This window comes from Saccharomonospora amisosensis (genome assembly GCF_011761185.1).
In the GTDB taxonomy this organism is placed as follows: Bacteria; Actinomycetota; Actinomycetes; order Mycobacteriales; family Pseudonocardiaceae; genus Saccharomonospora_A; species Saccharomonospora_A amisosensis.
The window spans coordinates 142,399-166,754 of sequence record NZ_JAAOYM010000001.1 but is presented as its reverse complement, the minus strand read 5'-3'; the positions used below and the strand labels follow the sequence as shown (position 1 = coordinate 166,754).

Below are 24,356 nucleotides of genomic sequence, written 5' to 3'. Positions count from 1 at the left end.
CCACCCCACCGTGTCGTCCACTTCAAGGTTCCACACGTGACACCTCGGCAGGGCCGCGAATCTCCGCGTGGCCGCGAGGCGGGCTGACGTGACCGGCCACAGTGGGGACGAGACTCACGAGCAGGTACGACGGCTGGTGGCCCTCGGCTGGTCGTTCGTCGGCTCCCCCACGCAGGGCATCCTTCTGCGCTGCAACGGCACCTCCGACGCGGTCGACACTCTCAAGATCCCCGCCACCGGTGACTGCCTCGCCTGGCGCACCCGCATCGATCACCGTGGAGAGCACGTAACGTGGCGACGCCACGGTTCCCTCAACGAGTGCGTGCACGCGCTGTTGGAGCTGCCGGAACCCGAGCCCCACACGCGTTCGGGTGCCTCAACAGAGCGACCATCATGAACGCGCCGCTCGGTCACGACACTCTGCCGACGGGCGCTGCCCGAAGTGGTGTGTGCGGTCCGTTCGGCGCGCGTGCTGGCCACCGCCGGTGTGCTGATTACCCCTACCCGCCAACCGACACACGACGTTCCCGTGTACGACACCGATGACACCGCCGGTGGTACACGGCATGCAGCACGCCACGGCCACCCCACCATAGACGGGCATGTCAGCAAGTCTTGTCGTCACCCGCGCGGCGGGTCTCGTTGGCAAGGACCTGGTTCGACGCCTCGCCACCGACGACGTGGAGTCGTATGGTCTGGACCGGCTTGACGGAGCCGGTATCCGGCCGCGCGGCATGGTTTGGTGGAGGCACTTGGCCATCCTGGTTTTACCTTCCAGCACATTGGGTCGGGGTACACGTGACAGTCGACCACCAGGGAGTGAGGAGATGGCAACCCAATCGTCCAGCCCGTTGGCCGACTGCCGTCACGCCGCTGGCTACACGCAGGAGTTCTTCGCCGACAAGCTGGGTGTCGACCGAACCACCGTCGGACGCTGGGAACGCGGTGTGCAATCTCCTCAACCGTGGCAACGTCCCGACCTCGCGAAAGTGCTGGCCATCAGCCTAGATCATCTCGATGATCTACTCCGGCGAACGAAACGGCCTTCAAACACGCCATCCAGGCTCAAGTCGTTCCTGACGTCAGGTCCTTCGTTGTCCCCGCCTCTGGCTGGCGCGCAGTGCGGCCAGTCGGGACTGGTCGACGTGTTCTCCGAGGATGACGCCGTGCACGCTGCTATCCCGCGCCTGCGGCGTGCGCTCGCCAGCATCGACCTCCCCGACGATGGACCGACTCGTTCCTTCGCCGAACTCGCGGCCGAGGTTTCAGGAATGATCAAGCAACGCCTGCAGGCGCGCTATGTGGAGATGGCCTGGCGTTTACCCGGCCTGATCTCCGAGTTGGCGCGTGCACACGCCGATACCCATCACAGTGCGCGCGAGGCCGCCATGCTGCTGACGCTCGCATTCCGAGCGGCCGATGGTGTGGCCTTCAAGTTCGGCTACCTCGACCTGTCCGCCCGCATCATCGACCTGATGCGAGTGTCTGCCCTGGCAGCCGAGGACCCGCTGCTGGTGGCCGCTGTCGCTTACGTGCGCATCGAGACCTTCTTCGCGACGGGCGATCTGGCGTCCGCTTCGCGGCTGCTGATGGCTGCCGCCGACGAGCTATCAGCCGACCTTGGCGTGTCGGCTTCCTCAGCTGCGGCTTACGGCGCCCTGCATATGCGAGCCGCCGTTGTCGCTGGCCGCGCTGGCAAGCCGGACGCGGCGTGGGATCACCTCGGCGAGGCCCATCGAGCTGCCCGCCAGGTGCCTGAAGGCGTCTACTTCGGCACGGCCTTCGGACCCGCATCGGTCCGTATCCACGAGCTCGCGGTCGCCGTCGAGATTGGCGACAGCCCAGCGGCGGTGGAGCGAGCAGCAGCCTGGCGTCCACCCGACCATCTCCCGGCCGAACGACGCTCGCACTACTACATCGACCTCGCTCGCGCCCAGCTTCGCCTCGGCCACCATGAGGACGCCCAGCTTGGCCTGGAAGCCGCCCGCCGGATTGCCCCGCAGCACGTCCGCGAACACCCCCAGGTTCGGCAGACGCTGTCGGCTCTGCTGCGAACCCACAAGTCACCCGACGACCGCCTGCTGCAGCTGGCCGCCTGGGCTCGCGCGTGTTGACCGCTACCGGGCTATCGATCAAGCAGAAGCGCGGGTAGCTCGGCAAGCGAGTCGATCACCCAATCGGCGTTCTCCCTGACCACGGGGTCGTCGGCCCAGAGATACCCCCACGGGCCACGCCGGATCAACGCGACGCGGAGACCGGTCGCCTTGGCAGGCAGCACGTCGTTGTCACGGTGATCACCGACATACACGATCTGATCAGCCCGACCGGGCGCGACGTCAACCACGCGCTCGAAGAAACCGGGGTTCGGCTTCGCCACACCCCATTCGCCAGACGTGCCGACGTAATCCACGGGCAAATTTAATGCCCGCAACAGCTCGCCAGCCCGCGGAGTCTGGTTGCCTGCGACACCCACCCACAAGCCTGAAGCGCGGAGGACCGCCAAACTGGACCGCACATCCGGGTACAGATCGCTGTCGTCGATCTGCTCTCCACACCCGGCCTCCTCCCGCAATTGCCGCTCACGAACCAGGTCAAAGCCAGGGCGGAAATACTCGAACGTCTCGACATTGTCCCTGCCCGCCGCCGTCACAGCACCGAGCACAGTCGAGAAGGTATGCGGAGACACCCCCATCCAGTCGGCCCACGCACGCCACTCGCGAGAATCGTCCAGCAGCGTCTCACCCACGTCGAACACCACCGCGCTGGCCATGCCCCCATGACATCAGAACGGTCGGCTGCGCCGGTTGACCGCCCTCGGCCCGCGCATCAAAACCGACATCAACAGGACCGAGGGCAGGGTCACCCGCAGACGCTGTCGTAGGTGAACACGAATCTGCTGTGAATCTTCTCGAACACAGGGCGGCCAGGTGTCGCCGGATCCTGAAAACTGACCCCCTGTGGTACTCCGAAAGTTGACCCCCTCCTAGATCTTGGAGGGTGCTGAAGTTGGAGGATTGGGCTGAGATCCGCCGCTTGTATCGGGCGGAGGGTGTGCCGATCAAGGAGATCGCGCGGCGGCTGGGGGTGGCGCGTAACACGGTGCGGGCGGCGCTGCGGTCGGACGGGCCGCCGAAGTACCAACGGGCGCGCCGTGGTTCGGTGGCCGACGCGTACGAGCCGCAGATTCGTGCGCTGTTGCGGGAGTGGCCGAGGATGCCGACGCCGGTGATCTCGCAGCGGATCGGCTGGCCGTACTCGGAAGGGCCGTTGAAGAAGCTGCTGGCACGCATCCGCCCGGAGTACGTGGGTATCGATCCGGTGGACCGGGTGACCTACCAGCCCGGCGAGCTCGCGCAGTGCGATCTACTTATCCGCGAACCGGCCACTGGTCACGTGGTCTGGAACGATGGCTTGCTGCTCGTAGACCCCTGAGTGCGATTGGGCCAGTAGTCCTCACCACAGGCCGTGGGCGGTCGGGCAGCAGCCTGCGGCGGCCGGATTCCGGTGTGTCTTCCGGGGTCCGGCCGCCGCGACCGGGTGGAATGTTCGTGGTTCGAGCCGCCCGCACGATCCGACGCCTCGTCATTCGCGAGTTTCGAGTTCTGACGTAGACCGGCGCCGTGCTGGTGCGCTGGGATCGCGAACAGCTCATCGGAGGCAAGCCCGTGAGGCTCGTAAGTAGGTCGCTGCGCGTTCTCGCCTGGATTTCGGACCAACCGAACAACACCTGATGTGGAGGGACGGATTGAACCGGTACTGTGGGATCGACTGGGCCGAGGGCCATCACGACATCGCGGTCATCGATAACGAGGGCACGCTGCTATGCAAGAAGCGGATCGGCGACGACCCTGGCGGTCTGACCGAGCTGATCCAACTGCTCGCCGGTGTCGGAGACACGGACGAGGACCCGATTCCCGTCGCAATCGAAACACCACGGGGCCTGTTGGTCGCTGCGCTACGCGCGACGGGTCGGCCCGTTTTCGCGATCAACCCGATGGCCGTGGCTCGCTACCGCGAACGCTACACCGTCGCTCGCGCCAAGTCCGACCACGCTGACGCCATGACCTTGGCGAACATCCTGCGCGTCGATGCACACCTGCACCGCCGTCTTCCGGCCGACAGTGAGCTCGCCCAGGCCGTCGCGGTGCTCGCTCGCGCACAGCAAGACGCGGTCTGGCGGCGCATCAGGGCCGGCAACGAACTGCGATCGTTGCTGCGCGAGTACTACCCCGCGATGCTTGACGCCTTCGCAGCCAAGTCCGCTACCAACCTCGCCAAGCCCGAGGCGCGAGCGGTGCTTGCCATCGCCCCGACGCCGGCTCAGGCCATGAAGGTAACCAAGGCACGAGTGGCAGCGGCATTGCGTCGGGCGGGCCGTCGCCGGGGCGTCGAGCAGCTCGCCGCCACGATCGTCGACAAGCTGCGGAAGCCTGGCCTGCGGCAACCGGCTCTGGTGGAGAAGGCGATGGGGCGCCAGGCATTGGTCTTGCTCGCGATGCTCGATACCGCCTGCACCGGCGCCAACGACCTGGAGCAGGCCTCGGCCGAAGAGTTCCGCAAACACCCGGACCACGCCATCATCACAAGCTTCCCTGGTCTGGCCGATCTCACCGGAGCCCGCATTCTCGCCGAACTCGGCGATGACCGCACCCGATTCGGCGACGCCCGTGCGTTGAAGGCCTACGCCGGATCCGCTCCGGTCACCCGGGCGTCCGGCAAGGCCATTGCGATTACGCACAGACGCGTCAAGAACGACCGACTCGCTGCGGTCGGCTGGGTTTGGGGCACCACCCTCGTCGTTCTCCCGGGACCTGCGCAACAGCACTACCGACGCCGACGGGACCACGGCGACGCACACGCACCCGCGGTCCGTCACCTGTTCAATAAGATACTGGGCCAGCTCTACCACTGCCTACAGACCGACCAGACCTACGACCCAATCAAGGCCTTCGGGCATCCAGACAGCGCACCGCGTGAACCCATAGCCACTTGACAAATAGCCAAATCGGAGGTCTGTGGTTTCCCGCCGGTCGACGTTCCGCTCGGGTTCGGGCAGGTCGGGCGGCCGCCGGTGCTGGTCGTGGTGTCGGGCTACTCGCGGGTGATCACCGCGCGGATGCTTCCGTCACGACAGAGCCCGGACCTGCTGGCCGGGCACTGGGCGCTGATCAGCGGCTGGGGCCGAGTGCCTCGGGCGCTGGTGTGGGACAACGAGTCCGGGGTCGGGTAGTGGCGGGCGGGTCGGCCGCAGCTGACCGAGGCGATGAACGCCTTCCGTGGGACGCTCGGCATCAAGGTCATCCAGTGCCGTCCGGCCGATCCGGAGGCCAAGGGCCTGGTCGAGCGGGCCAACGGCTATCTGGAGACCTCGTTCCTTCCCGGCCGCAGCTTCACCGGTCCGGCGGACTTCAACGCCCAGCTCGCCGAATGGTTGGTCCGCGCCAACCAGCGCCAGCACCGCCGGCTCGGCTGCCGCCCGATCGAGCGGTGGGAAGCGGACACGGCCGCGATGCTTGAGTTGCCGCCGGTCGCTCCGGTGACCGGGTGGCGGTTGACCACCCGGCTGCCGCGCGATCATTACGTGCGGGTCGACTCCAACGACTACTCGGTGCACCCGACCGCGGTCGGCCGCCGGGTCGAGATCGTCGCTGATCTCGCGCAGGTGGTCGTGACCTTGCAGGGCAACGAGGTGGCCCGGCACGAGCGCTGCTGGGCCGATCACCAGAGCATCACCGACCCGCCACACGCGGCCGCGACCAGCGAGCTGCGGCAGGCACGCCGCCTGGTCGCGGTCCCGGCCATCGACACCGATGTCGAGCACCGCAGCCTGGCCAACTACGACCGCATGTTCGACCTCGACAACGAGGCCCTGCCCGGCAGCGAGGAGATCGCCTGATGGCCGCCAAGAGCACGAACACGCGGCTCGGTTCCCGTTCTTGCTGATCACAGGTTGACTGCGGTCGGTGTGTCGTCGCCTGGACGTGGTGAAGCCCCTGGTGGCAGAGCTTTCGACCAAGATCGTTCCGCCAGAGCCAGGGGCTTCAAGGTGTTGTTCTATCGTGTCGCGCTGCCGTTGTCATCTCGGACCCTGAGGTTCGTGTCCGGGCTGATCCGTGTGCACCGCAAGGAGTTGGGCTCGGTGTGGCCCAAGCTCGACCCGGGCCAGCAGGCAAACACGCCAGGCACGGGGTGAACCTGCAGGTCATCGCCTCGCCCGACGGCGACTCCTCTGGGTCTCGGGCGATTTGCCCGGCAGCACCCACGACACCACGGCCGCACGGATCTGGAACATCCTCACCGCGCTCCGCGACGCCGGGCTGATCGCCCTCGGCGACAAGGGCTACCACGGCTACGACCGGACCGGGCAGCAGGTGATGACCCCGTACAAGGGCCGGAACAAGCCCGCATCGCAAAAAGACGCCAACCGAGCCCACACCCGCCTCCGCGGCCCCGGCGAACGCGCCCACGCCCAACTCAAGACCTGGCGCATCCTCCGCAAACCCCGCTGCTGCCCACGCCGCACAGAACGCATCGCCAAAGCCATCCACGTCCTACAGAACTACGAGGTCACCGCAGGATGAAAGCGCCGTGACCTGGCCCGCCCCTTGGTCTGCGTCGGCTTGGGGCCTGCTGAACCCCGCTACACATGGAGCAGCCGCGCTTCTCCCGGCCTCGCCCCGGCTCTGGCCACGCGAAAATGGCGGGCTGGTGCGCTCGCTGTCCGTCCACCTGTTATGGTTGGTACATGCAACCGCTTGGGTCGAAGGCCGACTTGGTCTCGGTGGAGTCCATCGAGCAGGAGCTGACTTTGTTGGTGCGGCGCGCCCAGAAGGTGCATCTGCGCGGGGGCCCGACCGAGCAGGTCGTGGAGAGGGCCGCCTACGGCATCCTTGCGTGGCTCCATGACACCGGCCCACTGCGGCCCAGTGCGCTGGCAGCACACTTCCACCTGGACGCCTCGACGATCAGCCGGCAGGTCGCCTCCCTAGAGCAGGCCGGCCTGATCACGCGGGAAGCCGACACCGAGGACCGACGCGCCTTCCGGCTGCGGCTCACCGAGCGCGGCCGAGACGTCTTGACCACGACACGGGCGGAACGACGCGGTGTCGTCCGGAAGCTGCTGCAGTCGTGGTCGCCCGAGGATCTGGCGAGCTTCGCTTCCCTGCTCGCCGCGTTCAACGCCGGCATCGACAAGCACCTGGCTTCGGACCCGCACAGCGCAGAACGGAGCCAGCGATGAGCACGCCGTCCTCCCCCGAAGCCGGTGCCCCGGAGACACCCGGCGAACAGGTGATGCCGGGGCTGACGCACCGGCAGATCCTCACCGTCCTGGTGGGGCTCATGATGGGGATGCTGGTCGCCGCCCTGTCCCAGACGATCGTGGCCACGGCGCTGCCCACCATCGTCGGTGAGCTCGGCGGCCAGGACCAGCTGGCCTGGGTCGTCTCGGCCACCTTGTTGACCTCGACCGCCTCCACACCGATCTGGGGCAAGCTGTCGGACCTGTACGGCCGCAAGATCATGTTCCAGTCCGCGATCGGGATCTTCCTAGTCTCCTCCCTGGCCTCGGGGTTCGCCCAGAACATGGGGCAACTCGTCGGATTTCGGGCCGTGATGGGAGTCGGCGCTGGCGGGCTGATGGCACTGTCCCAGGCGATCATCGGTGACGTCGTCAGCCCCCGCGAACGCGGCCGCTACCAGGGCTACATCGGCTCGGTCTTCGGCCTGGCCACCGTCGCCGGGCCACTGCTCGGTGGCTTCCTGGTCGAGCACCTCTCGTGGCGGTGGACCTTCTGGGTCGGAATCCCCATCGGCATCGCGGCCCTGGCGGTGACCGAACGTGTGCTGAAGCTGCCGTTCCCGCGCCGCAGGCGTGCCATCGACTGGTTGGGGGCGTTCTTCATCGTCGCCGGGATCAGCGCCCTGCTGTTGATGCTCTCGCTCGGCGGCAAGGAGTTCGCCTGGAACTCGGGCTGGACCTACGGGCTGACCGCGGTCGCGGTGCTCATGCTCGCGCTCACCGTCTGGCAGGAGCGCCGGGCGGTCGAACCGATCATGCCCCCGCGACTGTTCGCCAACCACACCTTCGTCATCACCAGCCTGGCCGGTTTCGCGGTCGGGGTCGCCATGTTCGGCGCCATCATCTTCCTCCCGCAGTACCTGCAGATCGTCAAGGGCGAGTCACCCACCGCATCCGGCCTGCTGACGCTTCCCCTGATGGTCGGCCTGCTGGCCACATCCATCGCCTCCGGACGCCTGATCAGCCACACCGGCCGCTACAAGATCTACCCCGTCGTCGGCCTGTTGGTCGCCGTCCTGGGGCTGACGCTGATGAGCCGCATGTCAGTGGACACCTCGCTGTGGCTGGCCGGGGTGTTCATGTTCATCACCGGCGCAGGCATCGGCATGGTGATGCAGGTCCTCGTGCTGGCGACCCAGAACGCCGTGCCCCACGCCGACCTCGGCGTCGCGACCTCCGGAGCCACCTTCTTCCGCTCCCTCGGCGGCGCGATGGGAGTCGCGGTCTTCGGCGCACTGCTCACCCACCGCCTCCGCGACACCATCCCCGCGCAGCTCAAGGCGGCCGGGGTCACCGCCGACCAGATGCCCGCCGGGACTGCCACCCAGGGCAGCCCCGAACAGATCGCGGCGCTGCCCGAGCCCATCCATCTCCGCAGTCACCACCGGGTTCGCCGAGGCGCTGCAAACCACCTTCCTCGCCGCCGTACCGTTCGCGCTGCTCGGGTTCGTCATCCTGCTCTTCCTACGCGAAACCCCGCTGCGACAGACCCACGGACACACCTCCGGCGAGGACCTCGCCACCGCATTCGAAACCGCGGTCGACCCCAACGCGCATCTCACCGACCACGAGAACCGACCCGGACCGGGCGAACTCTCCAGGAAGGTTGGTCGGGAGTGTCAGCGATCTTGTGGGTGATAGCGTGATAGCGTGATCGCCTTGTCAGTGCTGCACGTCGAGTCGGTCGCCGTAATGCATGGCGAGCGTGTTCAACGCTTGTTTCCATCCTACTACTTTTCCCGTGATATTTGAACGGTTTTTGAGTGGGTTTTTGGTCACGAGATGGAGCTCTTTGAGTGCGGCCTGCTCGTTGGGGAAATGGCTGCGGCATCGGGTGGCTCGCCGGAACCGGGAATTCAGGCTCTCGATCGCGTTCGTAGTATATACGAGCTTCCGTAACTCCGGCCGGTACGCCAGGAACGGAGTGAACTGTTCCCAGTTGCTGCGCGAGAGCCGGATCATCGCCGGGTAGGTATCCTCCTACTCGGCACAGAAATCAGTGAATTCCGCTTCCGCTGCCTCCTGGTTGGGTGCGGTGTAGATGAGCTTGAGTCGTTTCCTGATCGCCGACCAGTACTTTTTCGACGCGTACCGCAGGCTCGCCAGGACCAGGTGGACCACACAACTGGACCTCCGCACGCGGCCACAACGCGGTGATCGCATCAGGCAGGCCTTTCAAGCCGTCGCAGGCCACGATCAGGATGTCTTCCACGCCACGGTTTTTGAGGTCGGGCAGGTGGTTCATCCAGCCCTTGGCACCCTCGCCGCCGGTACCGACCCACATCCCCAGCACGTCCCGCTCACCGGCCAGGGTGATCCCGACTGCGACGTAGATCGGCCGGTTCGCCACCTGCCCGTCCCGCACCTTCACAACAAGAGCGTCGATGAACACCGCCGCATACACCTGGCGGTTTCCAGTGGTCGTTGCGAATCCGGATAGGACGGATTTCGTATGCCTCAGGGTGCGTGGAACAAGGCGCCGACAGCAGTTAAGCGGCGCTACTTTGAGTTGATCAGAACGGGGATGTCGGGGTCGGCGGCCGCGCAGCGGGTGGGCGTGTCGCTGAGCTGCGGGTCGGTGTGGTTCCTCGACGCTGGTCAGGTGGCCTTCATCGAGAAGCCGATCAGCTCGCGCTATTTCAGCCAGGACGACCGGATCGAGATCGCCGACGGCCTGGGCCGCGGTGAGCCGGTGAAGGAGATCGCGGCCCGTGTCGGCAAGAGCTACCAGAGCGTGTACCGTGAGATCGCTCGCAACCGCAAGGCCGACGGTAGCTATCAGCCGTGGTACGCGCACAACCAGGCATACCTACGGCGGCGACGTCCGAAAGCGCCACGGTTGAGCACCGACACGGCGTTGCAGGAACTGGTGAGTGCGAAGCTCTCGGCACGGTGGTCGCCGGGGCAGGTCAGCCGGTGGCTCCGGCGCCGGTGGCCCCGTCGACGTTCGTGGCACGTGTGCGCGGAAACGATCTATCAGGCCGTGTACGGCAAGCTGATCGCACCGCCCAGTCCGCGGTATCTCCGTACGGGGCGCGTTTACCGGCATCGTCGCGGACGTGGTCGTTCCCGAGAGGGTGCGTTGAAGCAGCTGACCGCGATGCGTTCCATCCACCAGCGACCCGTCAGCGTCGACGCTCGGCAACAGGCCGGACATTGGGAAGGTGACTTGATCATCGGCAAGAACCGCTCCGCGATCGCCACCCTGGTCGACCGCAAAACACGGTTCACACTCTTGGTACGCCTGCCGCACGGGCACTCCGCCCAGCAGGCCGGCAACGCGCTGATCGCCGCCGTCCGCCGACTACCCGCCAGCCTGCGCCGTACGCTGACCTGGGATCAGGGCAACGAGATGTTCCAGCACGAACGGATCGAACGCGCGACCGGGACGAGGATCTACTTCGCCGACCCTCACTCGCCGTGGCAACGCGGTACGAACGAGAACACCTATTGGTGCAGGGTGATCAAGGCCGGGCTTCTTCGACGGGAGACGCTCCGGTCGGGCCGCTGGGTGACTCGGAGAACACGTGCCGCAAGGCTTTCCGTTGATGTGTCCACGGTGGTCCACAGGGCGAGAGCCCTGACCGGGGTGACTTGATAGAAGCCTGCTGAGCCGTCAACTCGCAATAGGTCTGTCCCCTGGCCAGGGCTCTTGCCTCTGCCCCGTCATCCACGGCAGCGGAGGAGAGGACATTTCGATGGTGACAGTAGGGATCGACCCGCACAAGCACGTCCACGTCGCGGTGGCCGTCAACGCTCAGGGCAGGCGGCTCGGCAAGCCGCTGACCGTGAAGAACGACGCGTTCATGATCACTGTGCTGCTCACCTGGGTTCGGTCGATCGCGGGTGACATGCCCGTAACCTGGGCGATCGAGGACGGCCGTGGGTTCGCCCGCCGCCTGGCTGACGGTCTGTTGCTCGCCAGCCAGGAGGTGGTCTGGGTTCCGGCCCGGTTGACCGCGGCCCACCGCAAGCTGCACGCCGCCACCGGCACCAAGTCTGACCCGGTCGACGCCGCCGCAGCCGCTCACGCCGCCCTCGCTACTCCCGGCCTTGACCGGCACCGCATCGACGAGCGAGTGCGTGAGCTGCGTGTCCTGGTCGACTATCGCGCGGATCTCATCAAGCGGCGCACCATGATGATCAATCAGCTCAAGGCGCAACTGCATGTCTGGCTCGACCACACTCCGGGCGATCTCGCCCGTCCCAAGGGCATGGACGCGGTGACCGCATTGCTGGACGCGGCCTCGCTGGGCGCGCACGTCCGCCAGGCGCTCACCGAGATGAGCATGGAGATTGCTGAGCTCAACCGACGTGTCCGCCAGCTCGACGACGCCATCAGGGAGCTCGTGACCCCGCTGGCCCCCACACTGCTGGAAATCACCGGGATCAGCCACATCTCCGCAGCGATTTTGATCGCTGAAATCGGTGACATCACCCGCTTTTCCAGCTCTGCCAAACTTGCCCGCTACACCGGCTGCGCACCGATCCCTGTCTACTCCGCCGACAAAGAACGCCACCGCCTGCATCGGGGCGGCAACCGCCGCCTGAACAGCGTCCTCTACACCGCAGCCATCGTGCAGAAACGGCGCTATCCCGCCGCGCAGGCGTTACTGGCCCGCCACGAACCCACCAAGGGCAGCCGCGGCGCCCGACGCATCCTCCAACGTCACCTCATCGACGTCATCCACCGGGCCATGACCACCGATCAAGCCTCCTGGCAACACCACATCACCCGCCACGACCACGCCGCTTGACATAGAAGCATCAACGGCCTGCTGCGCCAGTACTTGCCCAAGGGAACCAACCTCCGAGCCCACAACGCAGAGGACCTGGAGCGTGTCGCCGTTGAACTCAACAACCGGCCACGCCAATGCCTTGGAGATCGCAGCCCCAGCCAGCTCATGCGATACTGGAAACCACAACAAAACACACAACTATTTCGCAACGTTCGTTAGAAACCGCCTCCGGTCCAGTGGACGCGCTTGCCACGAATTCAGATCCTCGAACACCTTGTCCGCCTGAATCTCGCCCGTCGTGAGCCCTTTTGCGTACAGTGAGATGACGGCGTCATGGAATCCTTTGACCCGTCGAGAGTATTTCGGCACGATCTGCGGGCGCGAAGGTGCCCTCCCGATCACGCGGCACGGCAATGCGCACCTCTCCCACGTCGGTCCGCACCGTTTTCGCCGACGACCACTCAGAGCTTGTCTCATGTGGATGCCTTTCGGAGCTTTTTCCAGCAGCTCAGGGCGGATCCAAGCTGAAGGAAAGCGAGGAAGTGTTCAGCTTTGCGTTCGTAGCGCAAGGTTAAGAGCGTGTCTCACTTGGATGTGGGCTGAGGTGCGGGCATGATCATGGCCTGTGACGGACGAGTTGTCGCGGCGGCTGGTGCCCGACGAGTTGTGGGTGCTGGTCGAGCCGTTGATCCCGCCGGGAAAGACGCGCCCGCAGGGTGGCGGCATGCCGCGAGTGGACGATCGCGCGGTGTTCACCGCGATCGTGTTCGTGCTGACCAGTGGCTGCGCCTGGCGGCATCTGCCGCCGAGCTTCGGGGTCACCGTGCCGACGGCACATCGCCGGTTCACCGAATGGACCGAGGCGGGACTGTGGCGGCAGTTACACCAGGCGGTGCTCGACGAACTGGGTGGCCAAGGCATGATCGACTGGTCCCGAGCGGTCCTGGACGGAGCATCCGTCAGGGCCAAAAGGGGGGCGGTCTGACCGGCCCCAGCCCGGTCGATCGCGGCAAGCCCGGCTCGAAGATCCACGTGCTGTCCGACCGGGACGGCCTGCCCCTGACGGTCGGGATCTCCGCGGCCAACACCCATGACAGCCACGCACTCAAACCTCTGGTCAACGCGCTTCGGGCGACCCGGTCCCACCGTGGACCCCGGCGCCGGAAGCCGGTCAAGCTGCACGCCGACAAGGCTTACGACATCCCAGCACTACGCCACTGGCTGCGCCGGCGCGGGATCATTCCCCGCATCGCACGCAAGGGCATCGAATCCGCAGAGAAGCTCGGCAAACACCGGTGGGTCATCGAACGGTCCATCGCCTGGCTGACCGGCTACCGGCGCCTGACCACCCGCTACGAACGCAAACCCAACCACTACCTCGCCTTCCTCACCCTCGCCGCCACTATCACCTGCTACAAGAAACTCCCCAAATGAGACACGCTCTAAGCGCCGGTACCCGGTGAGCCAGGCCATGGTCCGTTCGATCACCCAGCGGTGCTGGCCGAGTTTCTTGGCGGATTCGATGCCTTTGCGGGCGATCCGCACGGCGATGCCCTGTTCGCGAACCCAGTCTCGCAGTGCGGGGATGTCGTAGGCCTTGTCCGCGTGTAGCTTCGCGGGCCGGCGCCGACGAGGTCCGCGTCGGGATTTGACTGCGGGGATGGCCATCACCAACGGTTTCAGCGCGAGCGAGTCGTGGGTGTTCGCGGCGGAGATCGCGACGGTGAGCGGCAGCCCGCCGCGATCGGACACCACGTGGATCTTCGAGCCGAGTTTGCCCCGGTCGACCGGGCTGGGACCGGTATCCGGGCCCCCTTTTTCGGGCTCTGTTGATCTATGTGTGGGTGCGGTCTGGTAGTTCGGGGCGGTAGCCGCCGAGGGCCAGAAGTGCGAGGGAGATGAGGGCGTCGGGGTGTTTGAATCCGAAGGCCAGTCGTGTCAGCAGCCGGATCTTGGTGTTGGTCGATTCGATCAGCGCGTTCGACAGGCCGTGGTCGAGCGTCGCGTGGATGGCGGCGAGCTCGGATCGGATGGTGCGGGCGAGTTTGGTGAACTCGGGTATTCGGCATCGTGCCGCCCAGGACAGCCAGCGTTGCAACGCTTCTTTACCGGCTTCGCCACCGATTGCGAAGACGTGCCGGAGTCCTTCTTTGAGCAGGTAAGCGCGGTAGAGGCGGGGGTCGGTTTTGGCTATCCAGGCAAGCTTGTGGCGTTGGTGATCGTTGAGGTTTTTGCGGGTTCTTCCACAACGCCCATCGTGCTCGTTTCATGGTTTGTGCGGCACCGGCCGAGGCCCGCCGGCCGCGCCGGTCCTTATTGCTGCCGCCGGGCTGACGGCGCGCGGTGTTCCATGCCTGACGCCGTACCTGGTCCAGCGCGTCGGTGGCCCACTTGACCACGTGAAACGGGTCAGCGCAGCGGGTTGCGTCCGGGCAGTACTGGGCCACGGTGCGGGCAATCCAGGCCGCCGCATCCGCAGACACATGCGTGATCTGCGCGCACCGGTCGGGGCCGAGTAACTCGAAGAACGCCGCCAGCGTGGGCTTGTCGTTGCCCGGCGCTGCCCATACCAGCCGTCCGGTGTCGTGATCGACCACCACGGTGAGATACCGGTGGTTCTTCTTGTAGCTGATCTCGTCGATCCCGATCCGGCGCAGCCCGGCCAGCCGATCAACCCGGGCGTCGATATCGGCCCGGACCCGGGTGATGATCGCCCCCACGGTGGGCCAGGCGATCCGCATCAGCTGCCGGACCGTGGACCTCGACGTCGCGGTCGCCAGCCAGGCGACGGTGTCATCGAAGGCGCGGGTATGCCCGGCGCCGTGCCGGGCCCAGGGCACCGCGCTGACCACGATCCCGTGCTCACGACACCGCACCCGGGATGCGGCAGCTTCGACGAACGCCTGCACGGTTCCCAGGTCCAGCGCACGCCATCGACGCCGGCCCCGGCCGGCGTCATAGCGCGGACACCGCCGACGACACACCCCGCACCGGTCACGATCCCGCCGCCGGACCCGCACCGCGGCCACCAGCACCTGCTCGGCCTCATCGAACTCCACCGACTCCACGACCGCTGTGTTCACGCCCAGCAGCCGACCCCATACCCTGACACCGGGCACGTCGTTCTCCGTCTATCCGGTTTCTGTTCCTCGACAGCTCAGAAACCTAGACCCAGCAACGACGTGCCCCCTCTACTACCTGAGCAAACTACCCACACATCAGTACAAAGAGCCCGAAAAAAGGGGATCTTTGACCGGTCCCAGTCCGGTCGACCGGGGCAAGCCGGGCTCGAAGATCCACGTGGTGTCCGATCGCGGCGGGCTGCCGCTCACCGTCGCGATCTCCGCCGCGAACACCCACGACTCGCGCGCGCTCAAACCACTGGTCATGGCCATCCCCGCGGTCAAATCCCGCCGCGGCCCCCGGCGGGGCCGACCTGAGAAACTGCACGCGGACAAGGCCTACGACCAACCCGCGCTGCGCCGCTGGGTCGCAGCGCACGGCATCGGCGTGCGGATCGCCCGCAAGGGCATCGAATCCGCCCAGAAACTGGGCAAGCACCGCTGGGTGATCGAGCGCACCATCGCCTGGCTCACCGGATACCGACGCCTGACCCTCCGCTACGAACGCAAACCCCAACACTTCCTCGCATTTCTCCAACTCGGAGCCGCCGTGACCTGCTGGAAGAAACTCCGAAAACTCACCACATGAGACGAGCCCTTTGTCGGTGATCGAGGAAATCAGATCCCGCGACACGTCGGCGTCGTAGATCTCGAACAGGTGCTTTTGAATTTCGCCGGTCGTGAGACCCTTGCCGTACAGGGAGATGATCGTCTCGTCGAATCCCTCGATCCGGCGGGCGTGTTTCGGCACGATCTGCCGCGTAAAGCTGCCATCACGATCACGAGGGACCTTGATGCGAACCTCACCGATATCGGTCGTCACGGTTTTTGCGCCCGCGCCGTTCCGCTCATTCGTGGTATCTTTACCCGTGCGGTCACCCTTCTCGTAGCCCACATGCTCATCCAGTTCAGCGTTCAATGCCGCTTCCAGGACAGTTTTCGTGATCTGCCGCAACAAGCCGCCCGGGCCCGTCAAAGACACACCCGTATCCCGCGCCGTCTCCAACAACTCCCGCGCGATACGGACATCCAGATCACCCCGACACCCGAGCCAGCATCGGACTTCGCAGCCGCCACATCGTTACTCAACGTGATCCTTTCGAGCCAGGGTAAATCCCCAGCCTTCCATGATCACCAGCCCCACCCACGAAGTGTCCGACAGTCCCCCTCCGCGCGGGGGCGCTCGGCGAACAGGGCGCGTCCGAAATTTTGTGGGTGTTGATCTCGTGGTCTGACGGGGTGGCAGCGGTTCAACGGCGAGATCGGCGCGATGAAACGTTTCCGGTGGAGAACCTTGTTGAGCTACGCGCCCTGTTGTTTCAGCCGTTTTCTGTCTGGCCCGGGGTGGTCTGGGGTCCGTGGCTGGTGAGGAAGTCGTCGACGAGTTGTGTGCAGAACTGTTGGTCGTTGGGGGTGCCGGTGACGAGGCGGTTGAAGATGAGGGGGCCGATGAGTTGGGCGAGGGCGGTGGTGGTGTCGGTGCCGGGGCGGAGTGTGTTGTGGGCGGTGTCGCTGGTGAGGACGGCGTCGAAGGGTTGGCGGTATTGCTCGATGATGCGGCGGCGCAGGGTGTGCAGGTGTGGCCGGTCGGTTTGGGTGGGGGTCGGGGGTGTTGGTGCGATGCTCATGCCGAGCCAGGACAGCACGGTCAGCTGCAGGGGGGCGTGGTCGATGAGGTGGGCTTGGTTGGTCAGCAGCGTGAGCAGCCGTTGGCGTAGGGGGCCGTGGTCGGGTGCGGGTGCGACCGGGGGCAGCAGGCGTTCGAAGGCGGCGGCGAGCAGTTCGGTGCCGGTGCCGAAGTGGCGGTAGAGGGTCGCGCGGGCGATGCCGGCGGTGCGGGTGACCGCGTCGATGGTGACCGCGTCGATGCCGCCTTCGGCCAACAGGTGGGTGGCGGCGTCGAGCAGCCGTGTGCGGGAGCGTGCCAGCCGCGGGTCTTCGTCCGGGGTGCTGGGTGTGGGGACGGCGGCGGTGGGCATCGATCTCCTGCGTATCCGGAGGGCAGCGCGGGCATGAGCAAGTCTAACGCCAGCCGGACTTGTGAAACTACCAGTCTAGGTCCAATACTGTCGGTTCACAAAGGTCCGAGGCTTGCGGGTGATGCGTGTGGCGGAGTCTGTCGGGGGAACGGGCGGGGCGCGTGGTGGCTGGACGCTGGCGGTGTCGTGTCTGGCCGTGGCGTTGGTGATGGCCGGGGTGGCGTCGCTGACCACGGCGTTGCCGGAGCTGGCAGCGGATATCGGGGCCAGTCAGACGCAGGCGACGTGGATTGTGGATGCCTACACCTTGGTGCTGGCGGGCGTTCTGTTGCCGGCGGGCGCGGTCGGTGACCGTCTCGGGCGGCGCGGTGTGCTGCTGGCTGGACTGGTCGTGTTCGCGGTGGGTTCGGCGCTGCCGGTGGTGGTGGATACGCCGACCGGGGTGATTGTGTGCCGGGCGGTCGCGGGGTTGGGGGCGGCGCTGGTGATGCCGGCGACGTTGTCCCTGCTGACTGCGGAGTTCCCTGCCCGGCAGGCCGCGCGTGCGGTGGGGGTGTGGGCGGGTTTTGCCGGGGCGGGTGCGGTGCTGGGCATTCTCGGGGCCGGCGCGTTGTTGGCGGTCCGGTCGTGGCAGGCGGTGTTCGTGGCCACCGCGGTGTTGGCGCTGCTGCTGGTGGTGGGTGGCTGGTTCGTGCCGTCGTCGCGTGAGCCTGCGGCGCCCGGGCTGGATGTGCCGGGGGCGGTGCTGTCGGCGACCGCGGTGGGGTTGGTGGTGTTCGGGGTGATCGAGGCTCCCGATCACGGCTGGGACAGTGCGCTGGTGGTCGCCTCGCTCGGTGGTGGGGTGCTGGCCGGGGCCGGGTTCGTGCTGGTCGAACGGCGACGGGCGGCACCGTTGCTGCAGGTCGGGTTGTTCGGCGACCGCGGGTTCGGTGCCGGCGCGGTGTCGCTGGTGGTGCAGTTCCTGGCCGCGTTCGGGGTGTTCTTCGTGCTGATGCAGCACCTGCAGCTGGTGTGGGGCTACTCGCCGCTGCGGGCGGGGCTGGCGTTGGCGCCGGTGGCCGTTCCGCTGGTCGCGGCCGCGGTGCTCGCGCCGTGGGTGAGCGAGCGGGTGGGGTTGCGGGTGATGACCGGTGCCGGTCTGGCGTTGGTGGCTGGTGCGCTGGTCGGGATCGGCGGGCTGGGGGGCGGCGAGGACTATCCGCGGCTGGTGGTGTTCCTCGGTGTGTTCGGGCTCGGTCTGGGCATCTGCGCGACACCGGCCACCGCCGCCATCGTGCGCGGGGTTCCCCGCGCCAAGCAGGGCGTGGCCTCCGCGGTCAACGACGTCACCCGGGAACTCGGTGCCGCGGTGGGGATCGCGCTGGCCGGCAGCCTGCTCGCCAGCAGCTACCGCACCCATCTCGCCCCACAGATCACCCACCTCCCCGCCGCAACTCGCGCCCACGCCAGTGATTCACTGGCCGCCGCGCTGCAGCTAGCTGGCGACACGCCCGCCGGACCGGGTCTTGCCGCTGCGGCGCGGCGTGCCTTCGTTGACGGGTTCCACGACACCCTCAGCGCCCTTGCCGTGATCACTGCGGTCACGGCCGTCGCGCTCACGGTGTGGGCTCCCGGAAGCCAGCGCGGGCACCGACCGTGGCAGCCAGGGGAAACCCGAGGCCGCAACGCTATCGACTCTTCGCTTGTCGCCAAACAGGATAGGAGCACCTCGTGACTGGACGACGCGTCATCAGCGACTACCCGCACCAGCTGGCCGGGCACTGCGGGTCGGGAGCGCTGCGCGACCTGATGCAGTGGGCCCGGCTGTCCTACGACGACACGCCACTGGACGAAGGCACCGTGTTCGGGCTCGGCGGCGAACTCGGGTTCACCTACCTGCGCCACCCCGCCATGAGCCCGCCGATCTACCTCGTCGGCCGGGGCCCCGACCTCACCGGGGGGTTCACCCGCCGTCTCGGGATCACCGCCACCCAGCACACCACCGACGACCCCGACGAAGGCTGGGCCTGGGTCCGCGACGAACTCGACCACGGGTATCCGGTGCTGTGCTGGGCCGACATCGCCCACCTCCCGTACCTGCGGGTGCGGCTGAGCATGAGCCGCCACGACATCGTGATCACCGGCTACGACGACCACACCCGTACCGCTACCGTCGTCGACAACGACCGCGCCGACCCCCAACCCGTCGGCTACGACGCGCTGGCCCGCGCCCGCAGCTCCACCGGATTCCCCGCACCCACCCGGCACACCACCTACCGGCTGCGCTACCCCACCCAGCTGCCGCCCCTGGCCGACACCGCCGCCGACGCCTGCCACGCCGCCGCTCGAGCTCTGCGCCACCCCCAACCACTGCTGCCTGCCGGTCAACTCGACGGGGTGACCGACCTCGTGCACGGCGCCGGCCTGGACGGCCTCAGCGTCTTCGTCGACGACCTGCGGCGCTGGCCCGACGTGTTCACCGCCACGCAATTGGATACCGTGCTCACCGCGCTGGCCGCGTTCATCGACAAGGCTGGCACCGGCGGCAGCCTGTTCCGCCGGCTGCAAGCCGACTACCTGCACTACCTCGCCCAGCGCACCGGCCTGCCCATAGCACGACAAGCCGCCGACCTCTACGCCCAGCTCACCCAGCTCTGGCACGGCCTCGCCCGCATCGCCACCGCCGACATCTCCACTGCCACCCGCGTCACCGCGCTCGCCGACACCGCGCGACACCTCCCTGAACTCGAACAGCAAGGCGCCGATCTGCTCGACCTGCTCGCCCGCGAACTCAGCTCTTGACGCCCCGGAGACGCCGTGACCACTCCCGCACCCCTCACCTACCGCCGCGCGGGCCTCACCCTGGCCGCTGACCACTGGACCGCACCACCAGCCACCCCATCGCGCGGCACCGCTATCTTGCTCCACGGCGTCGGGCAAACCCGCCACTCCTGGCACCACACCGCCGCCCGGCTCGCCGAGCACGGCTGGACCGCGCTCACCCTCGACGCCCGCGGACACGGCGACAGCGACTGGGCACACCCCCACGACTACACCGTCGATCACCTCGTGGACGACCTCGTCCACATCACCGGCACCCTCAACGACACCCCCGTGCTCATCGGCGCCTCCATGGGCGGTATCACCGCACTGCTCGCGCACGCCCACCACACCATCGCCCGCGCCCTCGTACTCGTCGACATCGCGCCCCAGATCAATCCCGCCGGCGCCGCACGCATCCTCGATTTCATGACCCGCCACCGCGACGGCTTCGCCACCCTGAACGAGGCCGCCGCCGCGATCGCCGCCTACAACCCCCACCGAACCCGCCCCGCCACCACCCACGGGCTCCGCAAGAACCTCCGCCAACACCATGACGGCCGCTGGCGCTGGCACTGGGACCCACAACTGCTCCAGTTCATCAGCAACACCGCCGCCCTCACCGACCTCACCACCCGAATGAACACCGCGGCCCAACAGATCACCATCCCCACCCTGCTCATCCGCGGCGAACTATCCGACATCGTCAACCACGACTCCGTAGACCGCCTTCTCCACCACATCCCTACCGCCCACACCACCACCGTCACCAACACCGCACACATGGTCGCCGGCGACGACAACGACATCTTCACCAACCACCTGATCGACTTCCTCAACCACCTCCTGCCCCTGCCACGTGCCGAGTCGAGAAAGCGGAGCGGGCCAGGGACGTGACGCTCGGTTACTCGGGCCCGGCGGTGCGTTGTCCTCGGCGAAGACGGCTGGCGACGTAGCTGGCACCGTCGCCGCCGTTCTCCCGGTACCAGGAGCTGGCGGTGGTGTCGGCGACACCGAGCAGGTCGGCGAGCATCTTCCAGTGGACCGAGCCAACCAGTGACAGCCAGGCACCGTTGCGGGCGGTTCGGGCGCTGGGGACGCCCACCTTGCGCAGCCGGGTCTGCAGGGTGGCCGAGACCATCGGCCGGCCGGGGCGCAGCCCTGGGAACAGGTAGGGAGTCGGGCGGTGCCGCAGCGCGCCCCCGAGTGGGCGACGGTTGGTGACGGGATCAGTTTCGTGGTGGTGTACCAGTTCTTCCGGACCGCCATCAGCTCACGCAGTCGCCGATCGTAGCGCGGCTGCCGGGCCTGCAGGTTGTCGTTCTGCTCGTCCGGCTTTGGCCGGGACACCGCGTTCATCGCTCCCTCCTCCGGCGGCCAGCAGGCTCGCCTGCCGCGTGATCGCTGAAGTCGTCGTCCATCTCCGCCTCCGCCTCGGCCATCGCGAAGGCGCGCTGCAAGGCGGCCTCCTCGGCCGCATCCAGGTGCTCACGGACCTTCAGGTTCTTGAACTCGCTACTGACCGCCGTGTAGATCGCCGTGGTCGCCGCGTGGGAATGACTGACCTGGTCGGTGACGAACTGCCCGTCATAGCCGGACTCGATCAACCTGGTCACGTACGTGTAGCGCAGGCAGTGCGGCCCCAGATGATCCGGCAGCCCCGCCACTTCGCGCCAATGCTGGAAGCGCTAGTTGACCGCCTGCTCGGAGAGCATCTCATCGCGCTCGGTCGGGAACATCACGTCGTCGTCCTCGCGGTCGATATAGAACAGCGGCCGGACGTTGTCCAGGTAGACCTGGACCGTCTGCACCGCCCACGGCCACACCGAGATCACCATCCGCCGCGGTCAGCGCGCCCTTGCGCCCCTCCGTTCGCAGCCGCCGGATCTCCGGTTCCATGCAACCGAACAGTCGCTTTCTCTCTTCGCGGGTCAGTGGCCGGTTCCCGCTGGGATTGCCGATGCACTCCTGCGCATGGCGGACCGCCTTGAGGTGCCGCAGCGCGAACGTGCCGAACAGCTCCTTACAGACCAGTGGCCACTCGGCCACTACATCGCCCTCCGGCAACGCCTCGACACCTTCGCCGACACGCTCACCGCAACAATCGACAACAGCGAATCCCGTTGGTGACAGTTATCTCTGGCAAGTAACAGATATCGCTGGGAGTCACAAGTGCTCGTCCACACAAGACAGTTGTCTTGTTTGATGAATCGCTTGACATGGAGGCGGTGACGAAGCGTCCATAGTCGTGTAGCCCGAGCCACCGGATGCGCACCGGCGGGCGACGCCCTGGCCGGGGCATGACCACCCATTCCGTATCAACACATGGAGTTCGTCATGTCCCGTAAGAACCGTCAGAACCGCGACGCCAGCAGCGACCGCCACCTGCACGTCGTGGCCGATGACCCCGGTCAGACCGCGCGAACGACGGAGGACAAGGTGCGCGCCGCACTGGTCGACAGTCCCGGTTCCACCACCGTCAAGCTGGCGATGACGGCCGGGGTTGGCCGTTCAACGGCGGCGAAGATCCTGGCTCGCTGGGGCCGCGACGGTGACGCGATCCGCACCGCGGGCGGCGGCCCTCGCGATCCCGATACCTGGGCACTTGCGTTGTCGGACAGCGACGCCGCCGACACCGCCATGCTGGATGCCGACGACACGTTGCCGGACGCGCTTACGACGCCCAACACCGATCAGGTCAGCGACACCGTAGCCGAGGAACCGGCAGGAACCGAGGAAACGGCGAACGATGTCGCCGAATCGGCCGCCGAGGGCCTCACTGGCGGCGCGTGCTCATCGTCCATCGACGCTGATGGGCACACCGCTCCTTCTCCGGCAGCCTCTGCTGCGGTCGCGGATTCCACCGACACCGGCCCGAGGGACAAGAATCGACTGCCCAAGGGCGGGTTGCGGGTGTTGGTGAAGGAGTACCTGGCCGAGCGCCCGGATGGGAGTTTCGGACCTGCTGAGATCGGCAAGGAGTTGCTGCGGTCGGGCGGCGCGGTCAACAACGCGCTGGAGAAGCTCGTCGCCGACGGACACGCGATCAAGACCTGCGAGGCGCCGAAGCGGTTCGCCATCAACCCGGACAAGGCTGGTGCCCTGGAAAAGACCGCCGACACAGAGTAACCGGCCTGGCCACTAACCGCCCGTACGGGCACCAGTCCGCCTATCCGCACGCAGGGCCGCCCGCTAGGACACGGCCCTGCGGCGGGCTCTCTCCGGGGCCACGGCCCCCGCATCGGCCACGGACGGCCTCCGCTTTTCGTTCCCGCCCGGTCGCTGCCTGCAGCTTGTGGGCAGCGACCGGGGCGGCACTGTCGGCGACGGGCGAAACCTGCTGCCGTGCTGATCCCCTGCCGCTGATACCTGGGTTCCCGTCGCGGTTCTGGCAGCGACTGGGCCCGGTCGACTGGTCGAATACACAGGGCCGTGGATTCTCGCTACGGGTCGAGCGGCCGGCGGCAGCCGCGCTGGCCCGCCGCCTACCGGTGCGGCGATAGCACCAATGACCCCAGCTGTGATCCGGTACCGCGCCGAAACCGGTATGCGATTCGCTTTCCGGTTCTGTGGTATCGACCCGGTGACCGGGGTGGTGCCGACCTTTTCGGCTTCCCCTCGCGCTTCCAACGTCGCCAGCGCATTACCCACAGCGCCGGATGATCTTCCGCCGAGTTTGTTCGCGATGGTGCCGGGGGTGAACGCGGTGGTGGGGTCGTTGGCGAGTTGCTCGGCCACCATGCGCCGGAGTTCGCCGTTGCGCAGTCGGGTTGTCGCACGCGGGGCGGCGGTCACGGTGCCCGTGGTCGAAGTCGTGCCTGGCGTGGTCATGCGTGGGGTCCTCTCCTGAAAAGCAAGCTGTCGGCGGCGGTTTCTGTGCTCGTGGATCAGTCGGTGGCGAACCTGGTGACCAGGGCATGGACCGCGTGGTACTCGTCGGCGGCGTGGTAGTGCGTGCCGTCGGCGGTCACGATGCGCCAGCGCGCACCGCGCACCGTGTCGGCGGGGTAATAGGTTCCGACGAGTTTCCCGTCGGGGCCGGTGACCACGCCGTACAACAGTTGTTGCGCGTCGGCGGGGTCGATCACCACGGCCCTGACCGTGCACCCGTTCTCGATGAAGCTGTCGAGCGCGGTTTCGGGCAGTGGACCGGGGTCGGCGTCGGGGTCGATGGCGTACACGGGCGGGTCGTCGGTGTTGTGGTTCACGGTGTTCCCCTTTTCGGTGTGGCGTGTGCGGGTGGCGGGTCAGTGGGTGGCGGCGAATTCGGCTTCGGCGGCGTCGGCGTTGCGCTGGTGGGTTTCGGCGGCGCTGTCGGCGGCGTCGAGAGTCGGGTGGATTTCCTGCCACCCGCAGTAGCAGAACGCGGTGGCGGTGCCGTTGGAGTTGGCGGCGGTGTCGGCGTAGCACATAG

Annotated in this window: 21 protein-coding genes and 10 pseudogenes; 19 read left to right on the top strand and 12 right to left on the bottom strand. The window is 67.0% G+C overall.

All coding sequences use genetic code 11. The features are described 5' to 3' along the window. Positions 1–88 precede the first annotated feature (88 nt). Together FHU38_RS00810 and FHU38_RS00805 are read left to right on the top strand one after the other, a co-directional pair. Complete coding sequence (locus FHU38_RS00810) at positions 89–397, top strand: hypothetical protein (protein ID WP_167165580.1); 309 nt, start codon at positions 89–91, stop codon at positions 395–397. Positions 398–827: 430 nt separating this feature from the next. Continuing rightward, positions 828–2,114 (top strand): helix-turn-helix domain-containing protein, encoded by a 1,287-nt coding sequence (locus FHU38_RS00805; protein ID WP_167165578.1) that lies wholly within the window; start codon positions 828–830, stop codon positions 2,112–2,114. A gap of 11 nt (positions 2,115–2,125) precedes the next feature. Here FHU38_RS00805 and FHU38_RS00800 read toward each other — a convergent pair whose 3' ends face one another. Further along, positions 2,126–2,770 (bottom strand): HAD family hydrolase, encoded by a 645-nt coding sequence (locus FHU38_RS00800; RefSeq protein ID WP_167165576.1) that lies wholly within the window; start codon positions 2,768–2,770, stop codon positions 2,126–2,128. A gap of 227 nt (positions 2,771–2,997) precedes the next feature. On the opposite strand from FHU38_RS00800, the pseudogene FHU38_RS00795 reads away from it, so the two are divergent. The 7 genes and pseudogenes from FHU38_RS00795 to FHU38_RS00770 all read left to right on the top strand — a co-directional run. Continuing rightward, a pseudogene (locus FHU38_RS00795) lies at positions 2,998–3,381 on the top strand (helix-turn-helix domain-containing protein); the annotation flags it as partial. Positions 3,382–3,730: 349 nt separating this feature from the next. Then, positions 3,731–4,993 carry an IS110 family RNA-guided transposase gene (locus FHU38_RS00790; RefSeq protein ID WP_040925900.1) on the top strand — a complete coding sequence of 421 codons (1,263 nt, stop codon included), beginning with the start codon at positions 3,731–3,733 and terminating at the stop codon, positions 4,991–4,993. Between the two features lie 78 nt (positions 4,994–5,071). Then, the gene (locus tag FHU38_RS27100; protein WP_232285474.1) at positions 5,072–5,230 is read left to right on the top strand and encodes a hypothetical protein; all 159 of its coding nucleotides are present in this window, start codon (positions 5,072–5,074) and stop codon (positions 5,228–5,230) included. 33 nt (positions 5,231–5,263) lie between these two features. Beyond that, positions 5,264–5,896: a Mu transposase domain-containing protein gene (locus FHU38_RS00785; protein WP_232285475.1), complete on the top strand. Its 633-nt coding sequence runs from the start codon at positions 5,264–5,266 to the stop codon at positions 5,894–5,896. Positions 5,897–6,046: 150 nt separating this feature from the next. Next, positions 6,047–6,581 (top strand): annotated as a pseudogene (locus FHU38_RS00780) (transposase family protein). A gap of 164 nt (positions 6,582–6,745) precedes the next feature. Further along, positions 6,746–7,240, top strand: coding sequence for a MarR family winged helix-turn-helix transcriptional regulator (locus tag FHU38_RS00775; RefSeq protein ID WP_009156796.1), 495 nt, complete (start codon positions 6,746–6,748; stop codon positions 7,238–7,240). Beyond that, positions 7,237–8,946 (top strand): MDR family MFS transporter, encoded by a 1,710-nt coding sequence (locus FHU38_RS00770; protein WP_208415504.1) that lies wholly within the window; start codon positions 7,237–7,239, stop codon positions 8,944–8,946. Before FHU38_RS00775 ends, FHU38_RS00770 begins: the two co-directional genes overlap by 4 nt. A gap of 16 nt (positions 8,947–8,962) precedes the next feature. On the opposite strand, the pseudogene FHU38_RS27095 reads toward FHU38_RS00770, so the two are convergent. After that, a pseudogene (locus FHU38_RS27095) lies at positions 8,963–9,707 on the bottom strand (IS256 family transposase); the annotation flags it as partial. 117 nt (positions 9,708–9,824) lie between these two features. Here FHU38_RS27095 and FHU38_RS00760 point away from each other — a divergent pair. The 3 genes and pseudogenes from FHU38_RS00760 to FHU38_RS27090 form a co-directional block, all read left to right on the top strand. Further along, complete coding sequence (locus tag FHU38_RS00760) at positions 9,825–10,898, top strand: IS30 family transposase (protein ID WP_243852174.1); 1,074 nt, start codon at positions 9,825–9,827, stop codon at positions 10,896–10,898. Between the two features lie 100 nt (positions 10,899–10,998). Next, positions 10,999–12,057, top strand: a complete 1,059-nt coding sequence (locus tag FHU38_RS00755; protein WP_009156928.1) for an IS110 family RNA-guided transposase — start codon at positions 10,999–11,001, stop codon at positions 12,055–12,057. Next, positions 12,058–12,258 (top strand): annotated as a pseudogene (locus tag FHU38_RS27090) (IS30 family transposase); the annotation flags it as partial. It lies immediately after the preceding gene. A 9-nt stretch (positions 12,259–12,267) separates the two neighbouring features. Here FHU38_RS27090 and FHU38_RS28220 read toward each other — a convergent pair. Continuing rightward, positions 12,268–12,493 (bottom strand): annotated as a pseudogene (locus tag FHU38_RS28220) (transposase); the annotation flags it as partial. A gap of 183 nt (positions 12,494–12,676) precedes the next feature. Between FHU38_RS28220 and FHU38_RS00745 the strand changes: the two are divergent. Beyond that, a protein-coding gene (locus FHU38_RS00745) for an IS5 family transposase (protein ID WP_167175274.1) occupies positions 12,677–13,473 on the top strand; the annotation gives its coding sequence in 2 pieces (ribosomal slippage) (positions 12,677–13,007 and positions 13,007–13,473; 798 coding nt in all). A gap of 9 nt (positions 13,474–13,482) precedes the next feature. Here FHU38_RS00745 and FHU38_RS00740 read toward each other — a convergent pair. Then, a pseudogene (locus tag FHU38_RS00740) lies at positions 13,483–13,854 on the bottom strand (transposase); the annotation flags it as partial. A gap of 19 nt (positions 13,855–13,873) precedes the next feature. Then, positions 13,874–15,158 (bottom strand): annotated as a pseudogene (locus tag FHU38_RS00735) (ISL3 family transposase). 115 nt (positions 15,159–15,273) lie between these two features. Between FHU38_RS00735 and FHU38_RS00730 the strand changes: the two are divergent. Next, a pseudogene (locus tag FHU38_RS00730) lies at positions 15,274–15,750 on the top strand (IS5 family transposase); the annotation flags it as partial. 3 nt (positions 15,751–15,753) lie between these two features. Here the strand turns inward: FHU38_RS00730 and FHU38_RS27080 are convergent. Both FHU38_RS27080 and FHU38_RS00725 read right to left on the bottom strand, forming a co-directional pair. Next, positions 15,754–16,194 (bottom strand): annotated as a pseudogene (locus FHU38_RS27080) (transposase); the annotation flags it as partial. Between the two features lie 286 nt (positions 16,195–16,480). Further along, positions 16,481–17,140: a TetR/AcrR family transcriptional regulator gene (locus tag FHU38_RS00725; protein ID WP_009156799.1), complete on the bottom strand. Its 660-nt coding sequence runs from the start codon at positions 17,138–17,140 to the stop codon at positions 16,481–16,483. A 121-nt stretch (positions 17,141–17,261) separates the two neighbouring features. Between FHU38_RS00725 and FHU38_RS00720 the strand changes: the two genes are divergently transcribed. Genes FHU38_RS00720 through FHU38_RS00710 form a run of 3 tightly spaced genes read left to right on the top strand, consistent with a single transcriptional unit; the run spans position 17,262 to position 20,839 of the window. Beyond that, positions 17,262–18,857 (top strand): MFS transporter, encoded by a 1,596-nt coding sequence (locus FHU38_RS00720; protein WP_009156800.1) that lies wholly within the window; start codon positions 17,262–17,264, stop codon positions 18,855–18,857. Continuing rightward, complete coding sequence (locus FHU38_RS00715) at positions 18,854–19,924, top strand: BtrH N-terminal domain-containing protein (RefSeq protein ID WP_009156801.1); 1,071 nt, start codon at positions 18,854–18,856, stop codon at positions 19,922–19,924. The genes FHU38_RS00720 and FHU38_RS00715 overlap by 4 nt, the downstream gene beginning before the upstream one ends. Before the next feature lie 15 nt (positions 19,925–19,939). After that, on the top strand, positions 19,940–20,839 hold the full coding sequence (locus tag FHU38_RS00710) for an alpha/beta fold hydrolase (RefSeq protein WP_009156802.1): 900 nt from the start codon (positions 19,940–19,942) through the stop codon (positions 20,837–20,839). A gap of 7 nt (positions 20,840–20,846) precedes the next feature. Here FHU38_RS00710 and FHU38_RS00705 read toward each other — a convergent pair whose 3' ends face one another. The 3 genes and pseudogenes from FHU38_RS00705 to FHU38_RS00695 all read right to left on the bottom strand — a co-directional run bounded on the left by FHU38_RS00705 (position 20,847) and on the right by FHU38_RS00695 (position 21,780). Beyond that, positions 20,847–21,083, bottom strand: coding sequence for a hypothetical protein (locus FHU38_RS00705; RefSeq protein ID WP_040925907.1), 237 nt, complete (start codon positions 21,081–21,083; stop codon positions 20,847–20,849). Between the two features lie 214 nt (positions 21,084–21,297). Beyond that, positions 21,298–21,615 (bottom strand): annotated as a pseudogene (locus tag FHU38_RS00700) (tyrosine-type recombinase/integrase); the annotation flags it as partial. A gap of 15 nt (positions 21,616–21,630) precedes the next feature. Further along, positions 21,631–21,780, bottom strand: a complete 150-nt coding sequence (locus FHU38_RS00695; RefSeq protein ID WP_157617311.1) for a hypothetical protein — start codon at positions 21,778–21,780, stop codon at positions 21,631–21,633. A 136-nt stretch (positions 21,781–21,916) separates the two neighbouring features. Between FHU38_RS00695 and FHU38_RS00690 the strand changes: the two genes are divergently transcribed. After that, positions 21,917–22,072, top strand: coding sequence for a hypothetical protein (locus FHU38_RS00690; protein WP_157617312.1), 156 nt, complete (start codon positions 21,917–21,919; stop codon positions 22,070–22,072). 207 nt (positions 22,073–22,279) lie between these two features. Beyond that, complete coding sequence (locus tag FHU38_RS00685) at positions 22,280–23,071, top strand: hypothetical protein (protein WP_009156803.1); 792 nt, start codon at positions 22,280–22,282, stop codon at positions 23,069–23,071. 758 nt (positions 23,072–23,829) lie between these two features. Here the strand turns inward: FHU38_RS00685 and FHU38_RS00680 are convergent. Both FHU38_RS00680 and FHU38_RS00675 read right to left on the bottom strand, forming a co-directional pair. Beyond that, on the bottom strand, positions 23,830–24,150 hold the full coding sequence (locus FHU38_RS00680; protein ID WP_009156807.1) for a hypothetical protein: 321 nt from the start codon (positions 24,148–24,150) through the stop codon (positions 23,830–23,832). Between the two features lie 39 nt (positions 24,151–24,189). After that, complete coding sequence (locus tag FHU38_RS00675; protein ID WP_167165572.1) at positions 24,190–24,354, bottom strand: hypothetical protein; 165 nt, start codon at positions 24,352–24,354, stop codon at positions 24,190–24,192. Positions 24,355–24,356 lie beyond the last annotated feature (2 nt).